The 26,100-nt window shown below is 41.6% G+C and carries 13 protein-coding genes; 2 read left to right on the top strand and 11 right to left on the bottom strand.

Annotated elements, in window-relative coordinates:
- Window positions 1-74: 74 nt before the first annotated feature.
- Window positions 75-11,222, bottom strand: coding sequence for a mucin-binding protein (locus JJN14_RS03295; RefSeq protein ID WP_201058899.1), 11,148 nt, complete (start codon window positions 11,220-11,222; stop codon window positions 75-77).
- A 217-nt stretch (window positions 11,223-11,439) separates the two neighbouring features.
- Between JJN14_RS03295 and JJN14_RS03290 the strand changes: the two genes are divergently transcribed.
- Complete coding sequence (locus JJN14_RS03290; RefSeq protein ID WP_201058898.1) at window positions 11,440-12,924, top strand: M protein trans-acting positive regulator PRD domain-containing protein; 1,485 nt, start codon at window positions 11,440-11,442, stop codon at window positions 12,922-12,924.
- A 48-nt stretch (window positions 12,925-12,972) separates the two neighbouring features.
- On the opposite strand, the gene yaaA is transcribed toward JJN14_RS03290, so the two are convergent.
- The 4 genes from yaaA to JJN14_RS03270 form a co-directional block, all read right to left on the bottom strand.
- Window positions 12,973-13,701, bottom strand: a complete 729-nt coding sequence (gene yaaA / locus JJN14_RS03285) for a peroxide stress protein YaaA (RefSeq protein WP_201058897.1) — start codon at window positions 13,699-13,701, stop codon at window positions 12,973-12,975.
- Window positions 13,702-13,776: 75 nt separating this feature from the next.
- On the bottom strand, window positions 13,777-15,372 hold the full coding sequence (locus tag JJN14_RS03280; protein WP_201058896.1) for a hypothetical protein: 1,596 nt from the start codon (window positions 15,370-15,372) through the stop codon (window positions 13,777-13,779).
- A gap of 11 nt (window positions 15,373-15,383) precedes the next feature.
- On the bottom strand, window positions 15,384-15,794 hold the full coding sequence (locus tag JJN14_RS03275; RefSeq protein ID WP_115904126.1) for a peptide deformylase: 411 nt from the start codon (window positions 15,792-15,794) through the stop codon (window positions 15,384-15,386).
- 113 nt (window positions 15,795-15,907) lie between these two features.
- Window positions 15,908-18,604, bottom strand: coding sequence for a cation-translocating P-type ATPase (locus tag JJN14_RS03270; protein WP_201058895.1), 2,697 nt, complete (start codon window positions 18,602-18,604; stop codon window positions 15,908-15,910).
- A gap of 307 nt (window positions 18,605-18,911) precedes the next feature.
- Between JJN14_RS03270 and mntE the strand changes: the two genes are divergently transcribed.
- Complete coding sequence (gene mntE, locus JJN14_RS03265) at window positions 18,912-20,105, top strand: CDF family manganese efflux transporter MntE (protein ID WP_201058894.1); 1,194 nt, start codon at window positions 18,912-18,914, stop codon at window positions 20,103-20,105.
- Window positions 20,106-20,158: 53 nt separating this feature from the next.
- Here the strand turns inward: mntE and JJN14_RS03260 are convergent, their stop codons facing one another.
- The 6 genes from JJN14_RS03260 to JJN14_RS03235 all read right to left on the bottom strand — a co-directional run bounded on the left by JJN14_RS03260 (window position 20,159) and on the right by JJN14_RS03235 (window position 26,085).
- Window positions 20,159-20,770 carry a hypothetical protein gene (locus JJN14_RS03260; RefSeq protein ID WP_201058893.1) on the bottom strand — a complete coding sequence of 204 codons (612 nt, stop codon included), beginning with the start codon at window positions 20,768-20,770 and terminating at the stop codon, window positions 20,159-20,161.
- The gene (locus JJN14_RS03255) at window positions 20,767-22,635 is read right to left on the bottom strand and encodes an ABC-F family ATP-binding cassette domain-containing protein (protein WP_201058892.1); all 1,869 of its coding nucleotides are present in this window, start codon (window positions 22,633-22,635) and stop codon (window positions 20,767-20,769) included. Before JJN14_RS03255 ends, JJN14_RS03260 begins: the two co-directional genes overlap by 4 nt.
- Window positions 22,632-23,831: a CCA tRNA nucleotidyltransferase gene (locus JJN14_RS03250; protein WP_314726014.1), complete on the bottom strand. Its 1,200-nt coding sequence runs from the start codon at window positions 23,829-23,831 to the stop codon at window positions 22,632-22,634. The genes JJN14_RS03255 and JJN14_RS03250 overlap by 4 nt, the downstream gene beginning before the upstream one ends.
- A complete protein-coding gene (gene dapB, locus JJN14_RS03245; RefSeq protein ID WP_201058891.1) occupies window positions 23,828-24,595 on the bottom strand; it encodes a 4-hydroxy-tetrahydrodipicolinate reductase in 768 nt (255 codons plus the stop codon). Before dapB ends, JJN14_RS03250 begins: the two co-directional genes overlap by 4 nt.
- Window positions 24,596-24,860: 265 nt before the next feature.
- Window positions 24,861-25,709 (bottom strand): DegV family protein, encoded by an 849-nt coding sequence (locus JJN14_RS03240; protein WP_064275959.1) that lies wholly within the window; start codon window positions 25,707-25,709, stop codon window positions 24,861-24,863.
- A gap of 1 nt (window position 25,710) precedes the next feature.
- Window positions 25,711-26,085 (bottom strand): DUF1149 family protein, encoded by a 375-nt coding sequence (locus JJN14_RS03235; RefSeq protein WP_049487011.1) that lies wholly within the window; start codon window positions 26,083-26,085, stop codon window positions 25,711-25,713.
- Window positions 26,086-26,100 lie beyond the last annotated feature (15 nt).

Raw genomic sequence — 26,100 nt, 5'->3', positions numbered from 1 at the left:
TGTATTGACATACATTCTCACTCCCTAAAACACTACACTTCCAATATTTTGTTGTCTAGAGTTTTGTTTTGATTTTATTCATCTCGTTTTGCTTTTCCAACTAAACTGAATCCAGCAATTAGGCCAAGCACTCCTAGAGCTTGAGCCATACCAGAAGAGTGACCTGCAGTTTTTGGAAGGTCTTTTTCTCCCTCTTTTGGAGCTGGCGTTGGCGTTGGAACTGCTGATGGCACTTTTGGAGCTGGAGCTGGCGTTGGAACCGGAGTTGGTGTAACTTGTGGAATTGGTTGAACATTTCTATAAGTTACAGTTACAACTTGATTTCCAGTTTCTGCTGTAATTCCTTGAACCGAATCTACCTTAGCAAGATCAGGATTGTATCCTGCAATGGTTGGAGACACCACTTCGTCAAAACTTGTTACTCCATCTTCAGAAACCCAAGATGTACTTGTAGTTTTACCTGTTACATTATCGATACTTAACATACGTGAAAAACTTACTTGATCATGGTGATCTTCACTTGCTTTTGTACCATCTGCAAATACATAATGGATCGTTCTCTCTACTACTTTAGGAACATCTTTTTTAACAGTGATCTTATGTTTCAATAGAACTGTATAGTCTTGAACTTTAGTTTCATCTGTATCAAAAGTTGCATCTGTAGGGAAACCATCTTTCTGTAATAAGTACCCTTTTTCTATCAATGATTTCAAAACAGTTTCTGTCGTATAAGCAATCTTTTCTCCAGATTTACCAGTAACATTGTCTGTATGAACGACCTCATCCTTATTATCAACATCTATATAACGAACCACTGCAACTTGATCTTTCTTGACGTAAATTACCTTTGTATCTTCACCTGGATTTTCAGGTGTGACACTTGTACGCTCTGGTTTGTAGCCTACAATTTCAGGTACTGCAGTTTCTCCAGCTTTACGAGGATCATTTGCATCATTCATGTATTGTGGTTGAGGAGCATTTACAATCACATTTCCAGAAGCATCTACTGGAATGATTTTACCCAAAGCTTTATATGTAACTGTATCTGTTGCTTTTGGTGAATCTGGCGTAACTGTCTTAGCACCAGCTTCTGATTTATCAGCAAAATATCCTGCCACAACTGGGACTTTAACTATGCCATAGGTATGGTTCTTGTTTTCCCAAGTTGTTTCTTTAGTCGCTTCATTATATGATCCCTTGAAGACAAAATCATTTTGCACATTATCTTTAGGAGTTGCAGAATCTGCACCAGTAAAGCTCACAGTTTGCTCTGTTTCCTTAGATACTGGATCAATAATTTCATTATATGTTACAAAGGTATCTTTTCCGATACGATCAGGATCAGATTCATCATTTGGTTCGATTGTCTTGTCAACAATATTATATCCCCAAACAGTTGGTTGCGTATTATTTAATACATGGAATTTTGGAGCCGCAGGAATTTTTGTTTCCGCTGCTTTTGTTGCATCGTTTGGATCATTATCATAGTACTTATAGAGAGCGTCTTCAATGTTTTGTACAACCTCTCCTTGTTCATTGATATATTGTCCTTTATTATTGACTGCTACAATACGTCCCATTTCTTTCAAGTCGACATTAACTTCTGTATCTTGAGGAGAATTTGGGTTAACCTCCATCGTTCCTACTTTATTCACAGTAGCATAGAATTTTGGTGTAATAGGAGTTCGTACTGCTTTGAACACTGCATTAACAGATGAATCAGCTTCTGAATTAGTTGAACTATCTGGCTCTGCTACAGTGGCACGTTTACCTCTTGATGAACGACGTACTGAACGCTCACCATTTTCTGTCACAGTTAAGCCTAATGGAGACTCTTGAGAATTAGTAACTTGTGGAGCTAAAGCTAGTCTTACACTAGATGATCTTACAACTCTTGTTACACTATTATTTGCTACTGTAGGAGTTGTAGCTGATGGTTGAGATGCTACTGGAGCTACAACATCTTGGTTTTTAATACCAGTAATCTTCCATTGTTCATAATTGATATCACCAGAAACCAAATTCACAAGAGCATTTCTTTCATAGCTGATATGTTGATCAATCGTTCCATATGCAGCTTTTCCATTTTTAAGGTAACGGAAGTTGATACGACGAGTTATTGTTTGAGTCAATTTCTCCATTCTCTCGACAGTACGTGGCCAATTTGGTGTATTTGGTTGTCCTGGATTGACTGGGGTGTTTGGTTGTGGTTTAGGATCTTTCGGTGTTACACGTTCAACACGTTCTGAAAGGGTTACAGTGTAGACTTGGTCACGTGCTGTATCGTAGTCATAAACCTTCGCACCACCCGCTGTGAATTCATCGCTGACAAGCTTGTAGCCTTGTTTCTTGAATTCATTGATTTGACTTGTTGTGCTGTAGGCAATGGCTTCACCTGACTTACCTGTCACTTCATCTGTTGTGAGAACACGGTTACCGTTAGTGCTTACATAACGGATAACAGCTTTTTGAGCATCCTTACGGTAAGTAACTGTTTCAACACGGTCTTGGTCTTTAGCTTGAACTCCACTTACAGCTGGGATTTCTGATTTATCCGCTGTGTAACCTGCGATGGTTGGAGAGACCACTTTATCAAACGTATCATCATTAGTTGTCCAGTCTTGGAAGTCGATATGACCTGTTACCAAGTTGACATTGCTCCAACGTTTGAAGTTCAGTGTTTCAACTACATCATCCTTAGCCTTGCTTCCATCTTCGTAAACATAATGGATGGTACGGCTAACACTTTCCTTGTTATCCAAGTTTTCAACGGTTCCTGGCCAACGTGGGCTATCTGGTTGTCCTGGATTAACTGGTGTGTTTGGTTGTGGAGTTGGGTTATCTGGGTTAACTGGTTCAACACGTTCTGAAAGGGTTACAGTGTAGACTTGGTCACGTGCTGTATCGTAGTCATAAACCTTCGCACCACCCGCTGTGAATTCATCGCTGACAAGCTTATAGCCTTGTTTCTTGAATTCTGTGATTTGACTTGTTGTGCTGTAGGCAATGGCTTCACCTGACTTACCTGTCACTTCATCTGTTGTGAGAACACGGTTACCGTTAGTGCTTACGTAACGGATAACAGCTTTTTGAGCATCCTTACGGTAAGTAACTGTTTCAACACGGTCTTGGTCTTTCGCTTGAACTCCACTTACAGCTGGGATTTCTGATTTATCCGCTGTGTAACCTGCGATGGTTGGAGAGACCACTTTATCAAACGTATCATCATTGGTTGTCCAGTCTTGGAAGTCGATATGACCTGTTACCAAGTTGACATTGCTCCAACGTTTGAAGTTCAGTGTTTCAACCACATCATCCTTAGCCTTGCTTCCATCTTCGTAAACATAATGGATGGTACGGCTAACACTTTCCTTGTTATCCAAGTTTTCAACGGTTCCTGGCCAACGTGGGCTATCTGGTTGTCCTGGATTAACTGGTGTGTTTGGTTGTGGAGTTGGGTTATCTGGGTTAACTGGTTCAACACGTTCTGAAAGGGTTACAGTGTAGACTTGGTCACGTGCTGTATCGTAGTCATAAACCTTCGCACCACCTGCTGTGAATTCATCGCTAACAAGCTTATAGCCTTGTTTCTTGAATTCTGTGATTTGACTTGTTGTGCTGTAGGCAATGGCTTCACCTGACTTACCTGTCACTTCATCTGTTGTGAGAACACGGTTACCGTTAGTGCTTACGTAACGGATAACAGCTTTTTGAGCATCCTTACGGTAAGTAACTGTTTCAACACGGTCTTGGTCTTTAGCTTGAACTCCACTTACAGCTGGGATTTCTGATTTATCCGCTGTGTAACCTGCGATGGTTGGAGAGACCACTTTATCAAACGTATCATCATTGGTTGTCCAGTCTTGGAAGTCGATATGACCTGTTACCAAGTTGACATTGCTCCAACGTTTGAAGTTCAGTGTTTCAACCACATCATCCTTAGCCTTGCTTCCATCTTCGTAAACATAATGGATGGTACGGCTAACACTTTCCTTGTTATCCAAGTTTTCAACGGTTCCTGGCCAACGTGGGCTATCTGGTTGTCCTGGATTAACTGGTGTGTTTGGTTGTGGAGTTGGGTTATCTGGGTTAACTGGTTCAACACGTTCTGAAAGGGTTACAGTGTAGACTTGGTCACGTGCTGTATCGTAGTCATAAACCTTCGCACCACCTGCTGTGAATTCATCGCTAACAAGCTTATAGCCTTGTTTCTTGAATTCTGTGATTTGACTTGTTGTGCTGTAGGCAATGGCTTCACCTGACTTACCTGTCACTTCATCTGTTGTGAGAACACGGTTACCGTTAGTGCTTACGTAACGGATAACAGCTTTTTGAGCATCCTTACGGTAAGTAACTGTTTCAACACGGTCTTGGTCTTTAGCTTGAACTCCACTTACAGCTGGGATTTCTGATTTATCCGCTGTGTAACCTGCGATGGTTGGAGAGACCACTTTATCAAACGTATCATCATTGGTTGTCCAGTCTTGGAAGTCGATATGACCTGTTACCAAGTTGACATTGCTCCAACGTTTGAAGTTCAGTGTTTCAACCACATCATCCTTAGCCTTGCTTCCATCTTCGTAAACATAATGGATGGTACGGCTAACACTTTCCTTGTTATCCAAGTTTTCAACGGTTCCTGGCCAACGTGGGCTATCTGGTTGTCCTGGATTAACTGGTGTGTTTGGTTGTGGAGTTGGGTTATCTGGGTTAACTGGTTCAACACGTTCTGAAAGGGTTACAGTGTAGACTTGGTCACGTGCTGTATCGTAGTCATAAACCTTCGCACCACCCGCTGTGAATTCATCGCTGACAAGCTTATAGCCTTGTTTCTTGAATTCTGTGATTTGACTTGTTGTGCTGTAGGCAATGGCTTCACCTGACTTACCTGTCACTTCATCTGTTGTGAGAACACGGTTACCGTTAGTGCTTACGTAACGGATAACAGCTTTTTGAGCATCCTTACGGTAAGTAACTGTTTCAACACGGTCTTGGTCTTTAGCTTGAACTCCACTTACAGCTGGGATTTCTGATTTATCCGCTGTGTAACCTGCGATGGTTGGAGAGACCACTTTATCAAACGTATCATCATTGGTTGTCCAGTCTTGGAAGTCGATATGACCTGTTACCAAGTTGACATTGCTCCAACGTTTGAAGTTCAGTGTTTCAACCACATCATCCTTAGCCTTGCTTCCATCTTCGTAAACATAATGGATGGTACGGCTAACACTTTCCTTGTTATCCAAGTTTTCAACGGTTCCTGGCCAACGTGGGCTATCTGGTTGTCCTGGATTAACTGGTGTGTTTGGTTGTGGAGTTGGGTTATCTGGGTTAACTGGTTCAACACGTTCTGAAAGGGTTACAGTGTAGACTTGGTCACGTGCTGTATCGTAGTCATAAACCTTCGCACCACCTGCTGTGAATTCATCGCTAACAAGCTTATAGCCTTGTTTCTTGAATTCTGTGATTTGACTTGTTGTGCTGTAGGCAATGGCTTCACCTGACTTACCTGTCACTTCATCTGTTGTGAGAACACGGTTACCGTTAGTGCTTACGTAACGGATAACAGCTTTTTGAGCATCCTTACGGTAAGTAACTGTTTCAACACGGTCTTGGTCTTTAGCTTGAACTCCACTTACAGCTGGGATTTCTGATTTATCCGCTGTGTAACCTGCGATGGTTGGAGAGACCACTTTATCAAACGTATCATCATTGGTTGTCCAGTCTTGGAAGTCGATATGACCTGTTACCAAGTTGACATTGCTCCAACGTTTGAAGTTCAGTGTTTCAACCACATCATCCTTAGCCTTGCTTCCATCTTCGTAAACATAATGGATGGTACGGCTAACACTTTCCTTGTTATCCAAGTTTTCAACGGTTCCTGGCCAACGTGGGCTATCTGGTTGTCCTGGATTAACTGGTGTGTTTGGTTGTGGAGTTGGGTTATCTGGGTTAACTGGTTCAACACGTTCTGAAAGGGTTACAGTGTAGACTTGGTCACGTGCTGTATCGTAGTCATAAACCTTCGCACCACCTGCTGTGAATTCATCGCTAACAAGCTTATAGCCTTGTTTCTTGAATTCTGTGATTTGACTTGTTGTGCTGTAGGCAATGGCTTCACCTGACTTACCTGTCACTTCATCTGTTGTGAGAACACGGTTACCGTTAGTGCTTACGTAACGGATAACAGCTTTTTGAGCATCCTTACGGTAAGTAACTGTTTCAACACGGTCTTGGTCTTTAGCTTGAACTCCACTTACAGCTGGGATTTCTGATTTATCCGCTGTGTAACCTGCGATGGTTGGAGAGACCACTTTATCAAACGTATCATCATTGGTTGTCCAGTCTTGGAAGTCGATATGACCTGTTACCAAGTTGACATTGCTCCAACGTTTGAAGTTCAGTGTTTCAACCACATCATCCTTAGCCTTGCTTCCATCTTCGTAAACATAATGGATGGTACGGCTAACACTTTCCTTGTTATCCAAGTTTTCAACGGTTCCTGGCCAACGTGGGCTATCTGGTTGTCCTGGATTAACTGGTGTGTTTGGTTGTGGAGTTGGGTTATCTGGGTTAACTGGTTCAACACGTTCTGAAAGGGTTACAGTGTAGACTTGGTCACGTGCTGTATCGTAGTCATAAACCTTCGCACCACCCGCTGTGAATTCATCGCTGACAAGCTTATAGCCTTGTTTCTTGAATTCTGTGATTTGACTTGTTGTGCTGTAGGCAATGGCTTCACCTGACTTACCTGTCACTTCATCTGTTGTGAGAACACGGTTACCGTTAGTGCTTACGTAACGGATAACAGCTTTTTGAGCATCCTTACGGTAAGTAACTGTTTCAACACGGTCTTGGTCTTTAGCTTGAACTCCACTTACAGCTGGGATTTCTGATTTATCCGCTGTGTAACCTGCGATGGTTGGAGAGACCACTTTATCAAACGTATCATCATTGGTTGTCCAGTCTTGGAAGTCGATATGACCTGTTACCAAGTTGACATTGCTCCAACGTTTGAAGTTCAGTGTTTCAACCACATCATCCTTAGCCTTGCTTCCATCTTCGTAAACATAATGGATGGTACGGCTAACACTTTCCTTGTTATCCAAGTTTTCAACGGTTCCTGGCCAACGTGGGCTATCTGGTTGTCCTGGATTAACTGGTGTGTTTGGTTGTGGAGTTGGGTTATCTGGGTTAACTGGTTCAACACGTTCTGAAAGGGTTACAGTGTAGACTTGGTCACGTGCTGTATCGTAGTCATAAACCTTCGCACCACCTGCTGTGAATTCATCGCTAACAAGCTTATAGCCTTGTTTCTTGAATTCTGTGATTTGACTTGTTGTGCTGTAGGCAATGGCTTCACCTGACTTACCTGTCACTTCATCTGTTGTGAGAACACGGTTACCGTTAGTGCTTACGTAACGGATAACAGCTTTTTGAGCATCCTTACGGTAAGTAACTGTTTCAACACGGTCTTGGTCTTTAGCTTGAACTCCACTTACAGCTGGGATTTCTGATTTATCCGCTGTGTAACCTGCGATGGTTGGAGAGACCACTTTATCAAACGTATCATCATTGGTTGTCCAGTCTTGGAAGTCGATATGACCTGTTACCAAGTTGACATTGCTCCAACGTTTGAAGTTCAGTGTTTCAACCACATCATCCTTAGCCTTGCTTCCATCTTCGTAAACATAATGGATGGTACGGCTAACACTTTCCTTGTTATCCAAGTTTTCAACGGTTCCTGGCCAACGTGGGCTATCTGGTTGTCCTGGATTAACTGGTGTGTTTGGTTGTGGAGTTGGGTTATCTGGGTTAACTGGTTCAACACGTTCTGAAAGGGTTACAGTGTAGACTTGGTCACGTGCTGTATCGTAGTCATAAACCTTCGCACCACCTGCTGTGAATTCATCGCTAACAAGCTTATAGCCTTGTTTCTTGAATTCTGTGATTTGACTTGTTGTGCTGTAGGCAATGGCTTCACCTGACTTACCTGTCACTTCATCTGTTGTGAGAACACGGTTACCGTTAGTGCTTACGTAACGGATAACAGCTTTTTGAGCATCCTTACGGTAAGTAACTGTTTCAACACGGTCTTGGTCTTTAGCTTGAACTCCACTTACAGCTGGGATTTCTGATTTATCCGCTGTGTAACCTGCGATGGTTGGAGAGACCACTTTATCAAACGTATCATCATTGGTTGTCCAGTCTTGGAAGTCGATATGACCTGTTACCAAGTTGACATTGCTCCAACGTTTGAAGTTCAGTGTTTCAACCACATCATCCTTAGCCTTGCTTCCATCTTCGTAAACATAATGGATGGTACGGCTAACACTTTCCTTGTTATCCAAGTTTTCAACGGTTCCTGGCCAACGTGGGCTATCTGGTTGTCCTGGATTAACTGGTGTGTTTGGTTGTGGAGTTGGGTTATCTGGGTTAACTGGTTCAACACGTTCTGAAAGGGTTACAGTGTAGACTTGGTCACGTGCTGTATCGTAGTCATAAACCTTCGCACCACCCGCTGTGAATTCATCGTTAACAAGCTTATAGCCTTGTTTCTTGAATTCTGTGATTTGACTTGTTGTGCTGTAGGCAATGGCTTCACCTGACTTACCTGTCACTTCATCTGTTGTGAGAACACGGTTACCGTTAGTGCTTACGTAACGGATAACAGCTTTTTGAGCATCCTTACGGTAAGTAACTGTTTCAACACGGTCTTGGTCTTTAGCTTGAACTCCACTTACAGCTGGGATTTCTGATTTATCCGCTGTGTAACCTGCGATGGTTGGAGAGACCACTTTATCAAACGTATCATCATTGGTTGTCCAGTCTTGGAAGTCGATATGACCTGTTACCAAGTTGACATTGCTCCAACGTTTGAAGTTCAGTGTTTCAACCACATCATCCTTAGCCTTGCTTCCATCTTCGTAAACATAATGGATGGTACGGCTAACACTTTCCTTGTTATCCAAGTTTTCAACGGTTCCTGGCCAACGTGGGCTATCTGGTTGTCCTGGATTAACTGGTGTGTTTGGTTGTGGAGTTGGGTTATCTGGGTTAACTGGTTCAACACGTTCTGAAAGGGTTACAGTGTAGACTTGGTCACGTGCTGTATCGTAGTCATAAACCTTCGCACCACCTGCTGTGAATTCATCGCTAACAAGCTTATAGCCTTGTTTCTTGAATTCTGTGATTTGACTTGTTGTGCTGTAGGCAATGGCTTCACCTGACTTACCTGTCACTTCATCTGTTGTGAGAACACGGTTACCGTTAGTGCTTACGTAACGGATAACAGCTTTTTGAGCATCCTTACGGTAAGTAACTGTTTCAACACGGTCTTGGTCTTTAGCCTTCACTCCGCTTACAGCTGGGATTTCTGATTTATCCGCTGTGTAACCTGCGATGGTTGGAGAGACCACTTTATCAAACGTATCATCATTGGTTGTCCAGTCTTGGAAGTCGATATGACCTGTTACCAAGTTGACATTGCTCCAACGTTTGAAGTTCAGTGTTTCAACCACATCATCCTTAGCCTTGCTTCCATCTTCGTAAACATAATGGATGGTACGGCTAACACTTTCCTTGTTATCCAAGTTTTCAACGGTTCCTGGCCAACGTGGGCTATCTGGTTGTCCTGGATTAACTGGTGTGTTTGGTTGTGGAGTTGGGTTATCTGGGTTAACTGGTTCAACACGTTCTGAAAGGGTTACAGTGTAGACTTGGTCACGTGCTGTATCGTAGTCATAAACCTTCGCACCACCCGCTGTGAATTCATCGTTAACAAGCTTATAGCCTTGTTTCTTGAATTCTGTGATTTGACTTGTTGTGCTGTAGGCAATGGCTTCACCTGACTTACCTGTCACTTCATCTGTTGTGAGAACACGGTTACCGTTAGTGCTTACGTAACGGATAACAGCTTTTTGATTTTCTTTTTCAATGACTACATTAGAGTCTTTACCAACAGCATCTAAATCATTATCGTCGTTTGGATCAATAGTTTTTGTTTCTGCATCATATCCACGAATAGATTGCTTGTCACTAATTTTCCAACCAACTGGTGCTTGAGGAATTTCAGTAACATCTGCTCTTGTTGTGTCATTAAAATCATTTTTGTATTGTCTACGGACAGCTGCTTCTTTATTTTCTACTACTTCACCATTTGAATTGATGTAATGTCCATCTTTGTCGACTAAATTGATATAACCTAAGTCTTTATACCAAACGTTGACAACTGTTTCATTTATATAGTCTGGGTTAACTGTTAACTCATCAACACTCTTGGCATCTGCGTAGAAACCTGGGTTAACTGGGGTCATAACTTTCTTGAAGGTATAATCCAAATCTCCGATAGCACGTTTCCGACGACGCGAACTACCTTGTGCGGCATGAGCCTCAATAGCACTCTTTAATCTTAAGCGTGCTTCTTGATCTAACGGAATATTCCACCCGCCTTTTTTATTTGCCTTTGCATCTTCAACTCGAAGCCCCTTTACAGGTTTTAAGGCAATTTTATCTTTTTCTTCTGACTCTTTGTCTACTTCAGAAGTTTGTTCAGCTACTTTTGATTCTGCATTTTTCTTTTCAGCAGATTCAATTTTACTCACTACTTCAGTTTTATCAGTAACTTTAGTCGTAGTCGCCCCTCTAAGTTCCAAAGCAATAACTGCAGCTTGAAGTTCAGACTCTGCTTGAGATAATTCTGATTCTGTCACATTTGCTCTGTTTAGTAATACTTTAGCAGATTGAATACTAGATTGAAGACGTTTTACACTTTCTTCAGTGTACAATTTAATCTCCAATTTTTCTGCACGCGAAAGAGCCGCTGATAATTTTGACTTATCAACAGCATTTTTAGAAGATACTTCTTCTTTCTGAATTTTAGCTTCTTCAACTTTTTCTGCTGGCATTTTAGCTTCATCAGATTTAGTTGGAGTTGCTTCCACTGGATTTGAAACAGATGGAGCTGCATAAGTCTTCTCTGACTTAGTATTTGTACTTTGCGTTTCCACAATCTTAGCAGAATCATCTAACTTATCAGCTTTAACTGTCTTTGTATTTTCAGAACCATTTTCATCCGCTTGTACAGTTTGAGCATTAGCAGCTGATCCTAAGACCAAGGCTGTACCAAGTAAAACACTCGCTGCACCAAAGTGATACTTACGAATAGAAAATCGTTGTTGCATACTATACCAGTCAAATGATTTCTTATGTGAATGTTTCATTTTGAACTCCTAAGTAATATTTTATAATTCCTACTCTACAACTATTTAATATATAAATCAACACTATCCAAGGAATTACTATATCGTATTTCTGATTTTCAGAGCCAGTTATTATATTCTCTTTTTTTTGAATCGTCGGAACATTTTTTTAGCTCTAACATTATAGTTGATTAAAAACAGAAAAATGATATAATAAATTAAGGAGGATAATACCCATATGAGAAACCTTTTATCCACAAAAGATCAAAGACAATTACGCTTAATGGAAACCCTAATTCAGAATCGTAATTGGATGAAATTACATGAACTAGCCGAAAAATTAGGATGTACAGAACGAATTTTAAAAAGTGATTTAAATGAATTACGTCTTGCCTTTCCATCTATTGACATCCAATCTTCTGTTAACGGAATCATGATAGATTTAGAAGTTAACACTAGTGTAGAAGATATTTATCAATATTTTCTTGCTAATTCTCAATCTTTTCAATTACTAGAGTATCTGTTTTTTAATGAGGGGCTACCTATTTATCGAACAATAGAAAATCTTCACTCTAGTAATGCCAACCTTTATCGACTGGGCAGAAATATTACAAAAACTCTATCAACTCAATTCCAAATTGAACTATCATTTACTCCATCCGAAATACGTGGCAATGAAATCGATATTCGCTATTTTTTTGCCCAATATTTTTCTGAGCGCTATTATTTCCTAGATTGGCCTTTTCCTGACCTTCCTGAGGAAGATTTAACAGAATTTGCTGACTTCTTCTATAAAATCACGAATTATCCAATGCGATTTTCAATTTATAGAATGTACAAACTGATGATAGCTATCAGTATTTACCGCATCAAAAATGGTCATTTTATCGACTTACCAAATCATTTCTACGATGAATACTACCCTATTTTGGAAAGTATTCCAAATTTTGAAGAGATACTAGGCTATTTTTCTCAAGTATTTGAACTTGAAATCACTCCAGATATCATTGCACAAATTTTTATTTCCTTTATTCAAAGTAACATTTTCTTAGATCCTCAAGAATTCTTCAACTCTTTAGAAGAGAACAGTGAAGCAAGACACTCTTACCAATTACTGAGTCAAATACTAGAACGCCTATCAAAACAATATAAGATTACTTTTACCAACCACGATGAGCTGATTTGGCATTTACACAACACCGCTTTCTTTGAAAGACAGGAAATCTTTTCTACCCCAATCTTATTTGAACAAAAAGCATTGACGATTAAAAAGTTTGAAGTTTACTTCCCAGACTTTATGGGGAGTGCGCGTCAAGAACTGGCTCAATACCGTCAGGCAATTGGACAGCATGACCATCCTGAACAGTTGGAACACTTGATGTACACCATCTTAACCCATGCTGAAAACCTCTCTACTCAGTTGTTAGAAAATCGACCACCTATCAAGGTTTTAATTATCAGTAACTTTGACCATGCTATATCCCTTACCTTTGTTGATATGCTTTCCTACTACTGTAATAACCGCTTTACCTTCGATACTTGGGATGAATTGAAAACAAGTCCTGAGATTTTAAATCAGACAGATTACGATATCATCGTGTCTAATTTTTATATTCCAGGGATTACCAAGAAGTTTATTTGCCGAAACCATCTGTCAATCATGGATTTGGTTAATCATCTTAACTGTTTATCAAATGAGATTCATATATCCAATACTTTATAAACTAGAAAAGTCAGCATAATACTGCTGACTTTTTCTTTTATCTATTTTCTATACTTCCTTTACAAAAACCAATTCCTGTGGCTGGGACAAATCTTCTCGGTAGGTAAATCCTGCAAAACTTAAGCGACGTGCTTCCTCCACCGTCTGTACTTGATTTTCTATCAGAGCTGTCAAGAAGGCACCACGCGCTTTCTTTGAAATAGTTGAATGAATCTTCTGCTGACCACCCTTGTCCTCCATGAATTTGAAGGTTACCATTTTTTCTCTGATTTCCTTAGAAAACACAGTCTCAAACTCGGACGACAAGAGAGAGAAAATCATTTCTTCCTTCTTCACAGCTTCATCGTAGGCTGACTTCCAATGGCTCTTCAAAGTCTTACCAGCGACCTTTAATTTCATCAAAAAGTCCAAACGGTGAGGGGCCATAGGTGACAAGGCTGGAATGACTCCGTACAAAGCCGAGGTAATGAAGACATGATTTGCAAGATAGGTTTGTTCTGCCTCGGTCAATTTATCTCGCTTGATATGGCGATACATAAGCCCATCAAAAAGTTTCAGAGCTGGGTAATGTTGAGCTCTTTGCCTTTTCAAAGCCTGAATATTTTGAAATTCTTCCGCAGCTTTCTCTGCTGAAACCTTGTAAAAACTCTCCATTTGACTAGCAGAATAGAGAGCCAAGGCATCAAGTACCGCCTGACTTTCTGGTTTTAAAGGAGCTGCTTCGATACTAGGCAAGTCTGTGTTCATTTCTTTTGCTGTTGGGATTAAAATTTTCATATTGATAGTGTAGCATATTTTTTAGCCACAACCAAGAAATTCATCTGAAAAACCTCGGTTTGACCGAGGTTTATCTTACTGCACTTTAAATGTCTTGAGATAATTGTCTTTACCTACTTGACCTTCGAAGGTTTTACCATTTTCGAGGTAAGGGAGGTCATCAGATACAGAGGCCTTGACCTTGTAAATCTTGCCATCAACTTTAAAGAAGTAGACGGTATCACCCTTGATAACAGCTGATCTGAGGTCTGCTACCACACCCTTGATGCTTTCTATTGTTGCACTATCAATCTCAAGGTCGTTTTTATTGGCATACTTGCTGAGCAACTCTTCCACTGTAGTAGCTACGATAACATTTTGGTACTCGACTGCGTCTACCAGGGCGTACTCTTTGACCAAGCCAGCATTGTCCTTCAAGCCCATGATGTATAGAGGCTTGTCATTGAGGTTGATGAGGATTGGGAAGGTTGCCTTGTAGGATTTCTCCTGAACAGCACCTTCTGCTGATTCACGGGCTGATTCTTCGGTTGCTGAAGCCAAGCTGTACTTGGTGATTTCTCCTGTTCGCATGTTTTCAAGGATGAAACCAAGGTTACTCTCATCTGCATTGGCCGACGTCACACCTGTGTAGAGATAGATGTCATTGCCTATAGACAAGTAATTATAGCCCTTGGTAGTCTGGGTCACATTTTTCTTGGAAATCATGGCATTCCAGAACCCGTCCTTGTACTTGCCGTTGTAGTTGATTTGCTCAATGGTTTCCTCAGCTGGATAAACCCTGTCCACCCATTCTGGAACATCTGATAAGCTGTATTCCTTGGTTTCTCCATTTGTAGCATCCAAGATAATGACTGAAACTGGACGAGGAACCGCAAGCCCAAATTGCTTTTGGTAAACCGTTGCTACATAGAAAGGATTGCCCTCATCGTCCACCTCAAATGATGGAGTCTTGAAGATCTTAGTTGGGTACTTCAAGCGTAGGTGACGCTTGACATCACGGTTAAAATACTCCGAGTCTGAATATTTGATTGGTGTCTTCAAGTCCACCAAGTTGGCATTTCCAGTTACCATGTCCACCTTGATATACTCGCCGATTCCCTTGGCTTGATTGTTAAACCACTTGATAGGGTCTGCATATTCTAGTGGCGTAACTCGATAAGGTTTCCCATCAATCGTCAATTGGGTATAGGTGTCTGCGGCTACGTACTGCGACACCTTATCCGTTAGGGAACCCAAGTAGCGGTCCCCAATTTTTTCAGCGGTACTTCTATCTAAGATAGGAACCTTACTGGTGTCAGTCTTAGGAAATTCAGTAAAGTCTTTTTCCGTCACCGTGACTACATTGGCATAATTTTTAGCCTGAAAAATGCTGGAGGTCACCAAGGAAACTAAACCAGCCAAGAGAAGAATTCCTCCAATAGAAGCTAAAAGAACTTTCCCTAACCGATTGATTTTGAAACCCTCAAGATTTAAAGCAGCTTCCGCCTTGCCGTGGCGCACATGAACCGTTTTGACCAGATTGATTCCCTTGCCAAAGCCAAATAAGATTGCTACAAGCAGCATATGCCCACAGAGGAAAAAGAGAAATTCCCAGCTGGTCAGGTTAAGAGGTGGTAAAAAGATATACCAGGTCGTTGCGATAAAAATAAGTTCAAAGACTATTCGTTTCATTTGCTTTCCTCCTAAATGATTCGTCCTTCCAAGTGATCCAGTTCATGCTGGCAAATCTGGGCTGGGAAGCCTGTCAAGGTAATGGTCTGTTCCTGCCACTTGCTGTCACGATAGGCAACCCTTATAGTTTCATAGCGCTTAGTAGGTCTCACACCTACCAAGGACAAACAGCCTTCCTCTGTCTCATAAGCTCCTTCAAAAGACAGGAGCACTGGGTTAAACATGACAACAGGAACCAGGCCAAGATTAAAGATAATCACGCGCTTCTGCACCCCAATCATATTGGCAGCTAAACCAACACAGGTCTCGCGATTTTCTAAGAGTGTATCCTGCAAATCTCTGGCAAGATAAAGATCTTCTTGACTTGCCGGTTGAGACACCTGAGATAAAAATAAAATATCCTTTACAATTTTCTTCTCCACTTCCTCACACTCCTCTTTCTTTTTACTATATTATAGCAATTATAGCACAAAAGCCGATAACTGCAAGCCCTTTCCCTCAACTGTAACAAAAAGCCATCCGAAGATGACTTTTTTTAAATCGCATTCTTGTCAAAACCGAGTTTACGTTGGATAAATTTAACGATTTCGACAATGATAATCATTGAGAAGCTTCCAGCCATAACAATTCCCCATTGAGACAAGTCTAGTTTGGTTACGTGGAAGATACCTTCAAGCGGTTCTACGACGATTGTTGCCATGAGAAGGATGAAGGATACCAAGATAGACCAATTGAAAGTCTTAGACTTGAATGGGCCAACTGTCAAGATGGATTGGTAAACAGACTTGACATTATAGGCATGGAAGAGTTGAATCAAACCAAGGGTTGCAAAGGCCATAGTAAGGGCATCTGCATGAATGGCATGATTATCACCCACGTGAACTGGGTAAAGAAGAGCAAGGCCATAAACACTCATAACAATAGCTGCTTGGAGTACACCTTGATAGATGATAGAACTCAAAACACCACCTGAGAAGAAGCTTGCCTTGCGTCCACGTGGTTTATGGTTCATGACACCAGGCTCAGCTGGCTCAACACCTAGAGCGATAGCTGGGAAAGTATCGGTTACCAAGTTGATCCACAAAAGATGAACTGGCTGTAAGACATCCCAACCAAACAAGGTTGATAGGAAGATAGTTAATACTTCAGCAGTATTGGCAGAAAGTAGGTACTGAATAGTCTTTTGAATATTTGAGAAGACCTTACGTCCTTCTTCAACTGCAACGATAATAGTCGCAAAGTTATCATCTGCAAGGATCATGTCAGATGCACCCTTAGAAACCTCTGTACCAGTGATTCCCATACCGATACCGATATCGGCTGTTTTCAGAGCTGGTGCATCATTGACACCGTCACCTGTCATGGCAACGACTTTACCTTGTTTTTGCCAAGCCTTCACAATACGAACCTTGTGCTCTGGAGACACACGGGCATAAACAGAGTATTGACCAACTACTTTTTCAAAGTCTTCATCAGATAGTTCGTTGAGCTCAGCACCAGTTAAAACGTGACCTTCTGTATCATTTGCATCAATGATTCCCAAACGTTTAGCAATAGCTTCTGCAGTGTCTTGATGGTCACCCGTAATCATGATTGGACGGATTCCAGCTTCCTTGGCTACACGAACAGCCTCAGCTGCCTCAGGACGTTCAGGGTCAATCATTCCAATCAAACCAGTGAAGATTAAATCATTTTCAAGCTCTTCAGAAGTCAGATTTTCTGGAATACTATCAATAATCTTATAAGCACCAGCAAGGACACGCAAGGCTTGGTGAGCCATTTCAGAGTTGTTTGTGTGAATGAGGTTTGTAACCTTCTCATCAATCGGAGCAATATCCCCAGCCTTATCACGAAGAACACAACGTTTCAAGAGTTGGTCTGGCGCACCTTTGACTGCTACAAGGAAACGACCATCTGGCAACGGGTGAACCGTTGACATGAGCTTACGTTCAGAATCAAATGGCAACTCAGCCACACGAGGATATTTCTCTAAGAATCCTTTGACATCGTAGCCCTTGTCCAAGGCATATTGGATAAAGGCTGTTTCGGTTGGGTCACCAATCAAGTTACCTTCCACATCAATCTTAGTATCATTAGCCAAGACTACTGAACGTAGAAGCGGCATTTCAAGACCCAGTTCAATGTCATCAGCTGAGTCATGTAGGACTGCATCGTAGAAGACTTTTTCGACTGTCATCTTGTTCATAGTCAGCGTACCAGTCTTATCAGAAGCGATGATTTCAGTTGAACCAAGTGTTTCTACTGCTGGCAACTTCCGAACGATAGAGTTTCGTTTGGCTAAAACTTGAGTACCTAGGGCAAGAACGATGGTTACGATAGCAGGAAGCCCTTCTGGAATGGCTGCAACAGCAAGCGCAACAGAGGTCATCAACTCACCAAGTGGATCTTTCCCTTGAATGAAAACACCCACTACAAAAGTAACAAGGGCAATGACCAAAATTGCATAGGTCAAGACCTTAGAAAGGTTGTTCAAGTTTTGTTTGAGTGGTGTATCAGTCTCATCCGCATCTTGAAGCATACCAGCAATATGACCAACTTCAGTATACATACCAGTATTGACAACAACACCAAGACCACGACCATAAGTAACGTTAGAGTTTTGGAAGGCCATGTTGACACGATCACCGATACCAGCATCTGTAGCAAGTTCAACTGTCAAGTCTTTTTCGACTGGCACAGACTCACCTGTAAGAGCTGCTTCTTCGATTTTAAGAGAGTTGGCTTCTAGCAAACGTAGGTCTGCAGGTACAACATCACCTGCTTCGAGGGCAACGATATCACCAGGAACCAATTCTTTTGAATCAATCTCAGCCATGTGACCATCGCGAAGAACGCGGGCAGCTGGACTTGACATGGATTTGAGGGCTTCGATGGCTTCTTCGGCTTTTCCTTCTTGGTAAACACCAAAGGCAGCGTTAATGATAACCACGGCTAGGATGATAATGGCATCTGCGATATCTTCCCCACCAGAAGTCACAACTGACAAAATAGCTGCCGCAACTAGGATGATAATCATCAAATCCTTAAATTGCTCGATAAATTTGACCAGGATTGATCGTTTCTCGCCTTCTTCGAGTTCATTGTGGCCAAATTCTGCAAGGCGCTTTTCCGCCTCACTTGATGACAAACCTTGCTCGGTCGCATCCACAGCCTTCAAGACCTCTTCAGGACTCTGAGTGTAAAACGCTTGGCGTTTTTGTTCTTTTGACATGTGTCTCCTCCTTGACATTGTGTGCAAAACAGACTCTCTTTTTCCTCATCGCATCTTTTCACGACAAACAAAAAGAGACCTGTTAATCATAACAAGTCTCGCTGTTTAAGATAGTGCCGGAAAGCATACTTTTCAGTATAAAATTCGGAATGACGACACTATCACAGGTTTCTGCCAGCTACTCCCTTGAGTAGTACTATTATACCAAATTTTGAAAAGTTTTCAAAGAGTAAAAACTGCCTTATTTGAATTTTCCCTTGAAAACCAGTATAATGGTAGAATGCTATATGACTAGAAAGGAAGTTGAATGAAGCAATCTATCTCAAATCTCAAGTTAGCTGAACGTGGGGCCATTATCAGTATTTCGACCTATTTGATCTTGTCTGCAGCCAAATTAGCAACTGGGCACCTCCTCCATTCATCCAGTTTGGTGGCAGATGGTTTTAACAACGTATCGGATATCATTGGAAATGTGGCCCTCTTGATTGGGATTCGGATGGCGCGCCAGCCTGCAGACCGAGACCACCGTTTTGGCCACTGGAAGATTGAGGATTTGGCTAGCTTAATCACTTCCATCATCATGTTTTATGTCGGTTTCGATGTACTTCGGGATACCATTCAAAAAATTCTCAGTCATGAAGAAACGGTCATTGATCCTCTTGGTGCAACTCTAGGAATTATGTCTGCAGCAATCATGTTTGTGGTCTATCTCTACAATACTCGTCTCAGTAAGAAATCCAACTCCAAGGCACTGAAGGCTGCCGCTAAGGACAATCTTTCTGATGCTGTCACCTCACTTGGTACTACCATTGCCATCCTAGCCAGCAGTTTCAATTATCCCATTGTGGATAAACTGGTTGCTATCATCATCACTTTCTTTATCTTGAAAACTGCCTATGATATCTTTATCGAGTCTTCCTTTAGTCTTTCAGATGGTTTTGATGACCGTCTGCTTGAGGAATATCAAAAGGCCATTATGGAAATTCCCAAAATCAGCAAGGTTAAGTCCCAAAGAGGTCGTACCTACGGTAGCAACATCTACCTGGATATTACGCTGGAAATGAATCCCGACTTGTCTGTTTATGAGAGTCATGAAATCGCGGATCAAGTCGAGTCTATGCTGGAGGAACGTTTTGGAGTCTTTGATATCGATGTCCATATCGAACCAGCACCTATACCTGAGGATGAGATTTTGGACAATGTCTATAAAAAATTGCTTATGCGTGAACAATTGATTGACCAAGGAAATCAACTGGAAGAACTCTTGGCTGATGATTTTGTCTATATTCGTCAGGATGGAGAACAGATGGATAAAGAGGCATATAAAGCCGAAAAAGACTTGAATTCTGCTATCAAGGATATCCAAATCACTTCCATCAGTCAGAAAACAAAACTCATCTGCTATGAGTTAGATGGTATCATCCATACCAGTATCTGGCGCCGTCACGAAACTTGGCAAAATATCTTTCATCAAGAAACTAAAAAAGAAGACAAACAATGACCCTATCCAATGGATAGGGCCTTTTTGATTATTCTACTTTAAGCAAAGACAGACTATGACGGTTTGGAAGATTTGCTTTTCGAAGCTTGTTTTGCCTCTTTTCTTGCTTGACGATTTTGTTCGATACGCCATTCTCTTTCATAGTATTTCATGATCTCATAGACCCTTTCAGGAAGTCCTACATCTAGTAGAAAGATAGGGATGATTAAATCTGCTGGCTGATGAAAAGGGCAACACCTTCTCTTCAGTAGAGCTAGAAGTGATTGAGATTTCTCATTTTCCTTGTTTTTAAAATAAACTTCAATCCGATAGGAATCCCTGTACTTCCCTCGAATCCGAGAGAAAGAAAATTCCTCTACATCAGCCCAAGCATAGAAATGACTGGCTTTCTTTGGATTCGGTTTGTAGTAAAATCCCTGAACAGTAAATTTCAAATATTCCTTGTCCGAACTTAAAAGTCTGTAAATCAGATAAACTCCTACTCCAGCATAAAAAAGTAAAACCAGCATTAACAAAAGACTTATCGTATGAAATCTGGTTCCCTTTTGTGAATGCGAGTGGAAATAATAAAGAGATAACAAGAAGAAAAGCTCGGAAAAAAAGCCAAACAAAGCGTTCCAAATGATTTTCTTGGGACTACGTTTAATGACTTTTTCTTCCATCATGTCAACTCACTTAGATATTCATAGCGTTCATATTTTTCAAGGAGTGCTTCGTTTTTCTCATCTAGTTCTTTTTGGAGAGTAGCCAGCTTACCAAAGTCGGACCCATTAGCCTGCATCTCCTCTTCAATAGCAGCGATACGATTTTCCAAAGCTTCAATATCGCCTTCAATACTTGCCCACTCCTGCTTTTCTTGGTAGGTCATGCGTTTCTTGTCTTCTCGAACCTTAACGACTTTTTCCTTTTCGGCTTTTTGCACTTGATTGGCCATCTCTGTTTCAAAGACTTTTTCATCAAGATAATCGGTATAATGACCAAAGAAAGGACGAATCTTGCCATCCTCAAAAGCGAGAATCTTGGTCGCTACCTTATCTAAGAAATAACGGTCATGGCTAACTGTCAAAACTGGACCAGCAAAACCTTGCAAGAAATTCTCCAAAACTGTCAAGGTTGCAATATCCAAATCATTGGTTGGCTCATCTAAAAGAAGAACATTTGGTTTTTCCAAGAGCAATTTGAGAAGATAAAGACGTTTTTTCTCTCCCCCTGACAATTTCTCAATCAAGGTTCCATGCGTCGAACGTGGGAAAAGAAACTGCTCCAGCAGCTCTGCAATCGAAGTCGTAGAACCACCGCTGGTCTTGACCTCTTCTGCCACTTCCTGCAAATAATTAATCACTCGCTTGCTTTCATCCAAGCCCTCAATTTGCTGAGAGAAATAGGCGATGCGAACAGTTTCCCCAATCACAACTTGTCCTTCAGTTGGCTCAAGACTTCCTGTAATCAGATTGAGCAGAGTTGATTTCCCAACACCGTTATCCCCAACGATTCCGATACGATCTTTGGCCTGCACCAAGAGATTAAAATCTTGCAAAATAGGCTTGTTTTCATAGGCAAAAGAAACATCCTGAAACTCGATAACTTTCTTCCCAATCCGACTGGTTTCAAAGTTCATAGTCAAGTCTGTCTCAGCAGTACTGCCTGAAACTTCCTTTTTCAGGTCATGGAAACGATTGATACGAGCCTGCTGCTTGGTCGCACGCGCCTGCGGTTGTCTGCGCATCCAGGCCAATTCTTGTTTGTAGAGTTGTTCTTTTTTGTGAAGAAGAACCGCGTCGCGCTCATCCTGTTCTGACTTTAGGCGAACATAGTCCTGATAATTGCCCTGATATTCGGTCAAGCCTGCGCGATCCAATTCGAAAATCCGAGTTGACAAAGCGTCTAGGAAATAGCGATCGTGGGTGATAAAAAGGACGGTCTTCTTAGAATTTTTCAAAAAGAGGGTCAGCCACTCAATAGTCGCAATATCCAGATGGTTGGTCGGCTCATCCAAAAGCAAGAGGTCGTGGTTGCCAAGAAGAACTTGCGCCAACTGGACCCGTCTTCTTAGGCCACCTGACAATTCCCCGACAGGAGTAGATAATTCCTGAATGCCCAGCTTGCTAAGAACCGTCTTGACCTGACTCTCAATTTCCCAAGCTTGGAGAGAGTCCATTTCCGCCATAACCCGTTCCAAACGCGCCTGCTTGTCCTCACTGTAGTTGAGCATGATCAATTCATACTCACGAATAAGCTGTATCTCCTTGAGATCGCTGGATAGGACTGTATCCAATACCGTCTTGCTATCATCAAAATCAGGATCTTGGGTCAAGTAACCAATCTGGTAATCATTCTTAGCTGAAAAGGGACTGACATCCCCATCAAAGCCAGAAACACCAGAAAGAACATCTAAAAGGGTGGTCTTCCCTGTTCCATTGACACCAATCAGACCAATTCTGTCTAGGTCATGGATAATAAAGGAAATATCCTTAAAAACGGTCTTGTCACCGACGGATTTACTTAGTTTTTCAACGATAAAATCACTCATTTTTTCTCCCTCAGATAAGCATGGATGGCTTGTCGGTCATTTTCCAATGTTCCATCGACAATGGCATATTCAATTTCTGTTAAAATCTCTCCCAAGTCTGGGCCCGGCTGATAGTCATATTCCTTAATCAAAATACCACCGTTGATTTGGATTTCTTTCTTGTCATGAATGGTCAAACTCTGATAGGTTTCTGTGATGGCTTGTGGGTTGACTTCTTTTCCTTGGGCCTGACGAAGATTTTCAGCCTGTAAAAGTAAATCCAAGTCAAAGCGATAACAATCGCGCTTGCTCAATTCTCCCTTTTCACGCAAGGCCAAAATAGTCAGCAAATCCTGAACTTGCTTGGCAAACTGACGTGAGGTCTTCCAAGCTTTCAAAAATGGCTGCGCATTTTCAATCTCCAAAGCCCACAGTAAAGCCGCCCAGGCTTGTTCAGAGGATTCAAAGGTGAAATCAGTCTCCAAATCAAACAGTCTGTTAAGCTTGTCCTGGCTAGCTGCCATATCAGGGAGATAGTCATAAGCTTGACTCTCAATCATGGAAGCCAAGCCCCTTCTCCAAAATGGAGCCAGCAAGAGTTTATCAAACTCAACGAAGGTACGCTCCACAGAAATTTTCTCCAAAAGTGGCGTCAAAGTCTTCATAGCTTTAAATGTTTCTGACTCAAGCTCAAAGCCAAGACTAGCCTGAAAACGAAAACCACGCATAATCCGCAGAGCGTCTTCGTTGAAACGCTCACTAGCCACTCCAACTGCTCGTAAGACTTGCTTTTCCAAATCTTCTAAACCATGGAACAAGTCAATGATTTCTCCTGTCTCATCCAAGGCAAAGGCATTGACTGTAAAATCACGGCGTTTGAGATCTTCTTCTAGCGAACGCACAAAGGAAACCGCACTGGGTCTGCGATAGTCCACATAGACATCCTCTGTCCGAAAAGTGGTTACCTCATACTCCTCATCCCCATCTAAGACCAAGACGGTTCCATGTTCGATTCCGATATCGGCTGTTCGAGGAAAAATCTGCTTGGTCTCTTCTGGATAAGAAGACGTCGCAATATCCACATCATGGATGGGACGATTGAGAAGGGCATCTCTGACGGAACCCCCAACAAAATAGGCCTCAAAGCCTGCTTCTTTAATTTTTTCTAATACTGGTAAAGCCTTCTGAAATTCAGAAGGCATTTGCGTTAATCTCATAATAAGTGTTCTAATCCATAGACAAGCTCATGACGCTTGACAACTTCTTTAATTCCCAAATTCACCCCTGTCATGAAGGAGCTACGATCATAGGAGTCATGACGGAGGGTCAATCCTTCTCCTTGATTTCCAAAGATGACTTCCTGATGGGCTACCAAACCTGGCAAACGAACTGAGTGAATACGCATGCCATCAAAATCAGCACCACGGGCACCTGTAATCAATTCTTCCTCATCAGGCGCACCTTGCTGGGTAGACTCTCGAACTTCTGCCATTAACTCAGCTGTTTTAATAGCTGTTCCACTCGGGGCATCCTTTTTCTTGTCATGATGGAGCTCGATAATCTCCACATTTGGGAAATATTTAGCAGCCTGCCTTGCAAATTGCATGAGTAAAACAGCACCCAAGGCGAAATTTGGAGCTATCAAACCACCCAAATCTTGGGCACGAGAAAATTCTTTTAGCTCTGCAATTTCTTCACTTGTGAAACCAGTCGTTCCAACTACTGGAGCAAAGCCATTTTCAAGAGCAAAGCGTGTATTTTCATAGGCAACAGCTGGTGTAGTAAAGTCTACCCAGACATCCGCTTCAAAATCGACCAAATCAGCCTTATCCTTGAAAACAGGAATTCCCTGCCATTCTGAATCAGACTCAAAAGGATCCAAAACTGCTACCAAGTCCAAGTCTGGATCAGCCAAGACCATCTGACAAGCAGCCTGGCCCATCTTTCCCTTAAAACCAGCAATAATTACTCGAATACACATCTCTACTCCTGTCTAAGATACAAAGCCTGCAAGAACACAAAGTGAAAATAGGAGTTCTGATCAAGGAGTAGATACTCCTTGGAAGACCTATCTTTTTCACACAGGATAACAGGCGTGTTCAATTATCAAGATACAAAGGACCTTAGTTGCCCATGAAAAATATGGGATGGCGCTGACTTTCCATGAAAGCCAAGACAAGCATCTTTTTTCAAGAGGCAGGTAGTCCGGTTCAATTGCTATTTCTTAACTAGCCTAGAAACGCCAACTAAATCACTGGAATATAACCCAGAGCAATACTTCCTGCTCCTAGGTGTGTTCCAATGACACTACCAAATGTAGCAAGTGAAACATCCATACCTACTCCAGATTCAAGTAAGTGCTGACGCAATTCCTCAGCCTTTTCAGGGGCATTTCCGTGAATGACAATGATACGATATTGGCCTGAAGCTGTGGCTTCCTTGATAATCTCAATTAAGCGCTTGGTTGCTTTCTTTTCAGTACGAACTTTTTCGTATACTTCAATCACACCTTGGTCGTTGAAATATAGGATCGGCTTAATGCTTAGCAGATTGCCCAAAATCGCAGCTCCATTTGAAAGGCGTCCCCCTTTAACCAAGTGGTCCAAGTCATCCACCATGATGAAAGCAGATGTGTGACTAATCTGAATAGCTAGCTTATCCTGAATGATGGCAAAATCATCGCCCTGGTCTCGCCAGTTAAAGACACTTTCAACCATGATACCCAGAGGAGCACTTGTAATCAAAGTGTCTGGGAAGGCAATGGTTAAGCCCTCATATTCTTCTATCATATACTGGATATTTTGGTAAAAACCTGAAATTCCAGAAGATAGGAAAAGCCCCAAAACATGTGTATAGCCTTGTTCTTTGAGCGAAGTTAGAATCTCATCTAACTTTGCAATACTTGGTTGACTGGTCTTAGGCAATTCAGAAGCCTGAGCCATTTTTTGGTAAAATTCCTCAGCAGTCAGATTGATGCCTTCGACATACTCCTCACCATCAATATTGACAGGAATATCCAAGACATACAAATCTTCTCTTTGCAAGGTCTTTGCACTGAGATAGGCAGAAGAATCTGTGATAACAGCTAATTTCATATTAGAACTCCAAATTGATTCCTGGTAAGTCTAATGCAATTTCAGTTACTTCGTAAGTCAAACGGTTGAGCATGTTCAAACATGGACGAGCCAAAGTTTCAACTTCCTCTTGATTAAACTCACTTGGTTCATTGACAATACGACCTTCCACATGGTTAACTTGGGAAATCGTTCCACTGATAACAAATTTGTCAAAGACAATCATAAAACTTAAGACAACCACTAAAGAAGTCACTTGATTTTCTTGGTCATGTTGGAGTAATTGGAAGTTCACATCCACCTTAGTTTCAGGAGCTCCATTTTCATTTTCCCATTCAAAATTACGCGCATCAAAATGATACTGACTAACAAATTCTTGTTCACGTTTAAGATTCATGTCTTTCTCCCTCGG

Source organism: Streptococcus mitis (assembly GCF_016658865.1).
Classification (GTDB): domain Bacteria; phylum Bacillota; class Bacilli; order Lactobacillales; family Streptococcaceae; genus Streptococcus; species Streptococcus mitis_BT.
The sequence above is the reverse complement of the archived record's forward strand: the minus strand, read 5'-3'. Positions and strand labels throughout refer to the sequence as shown.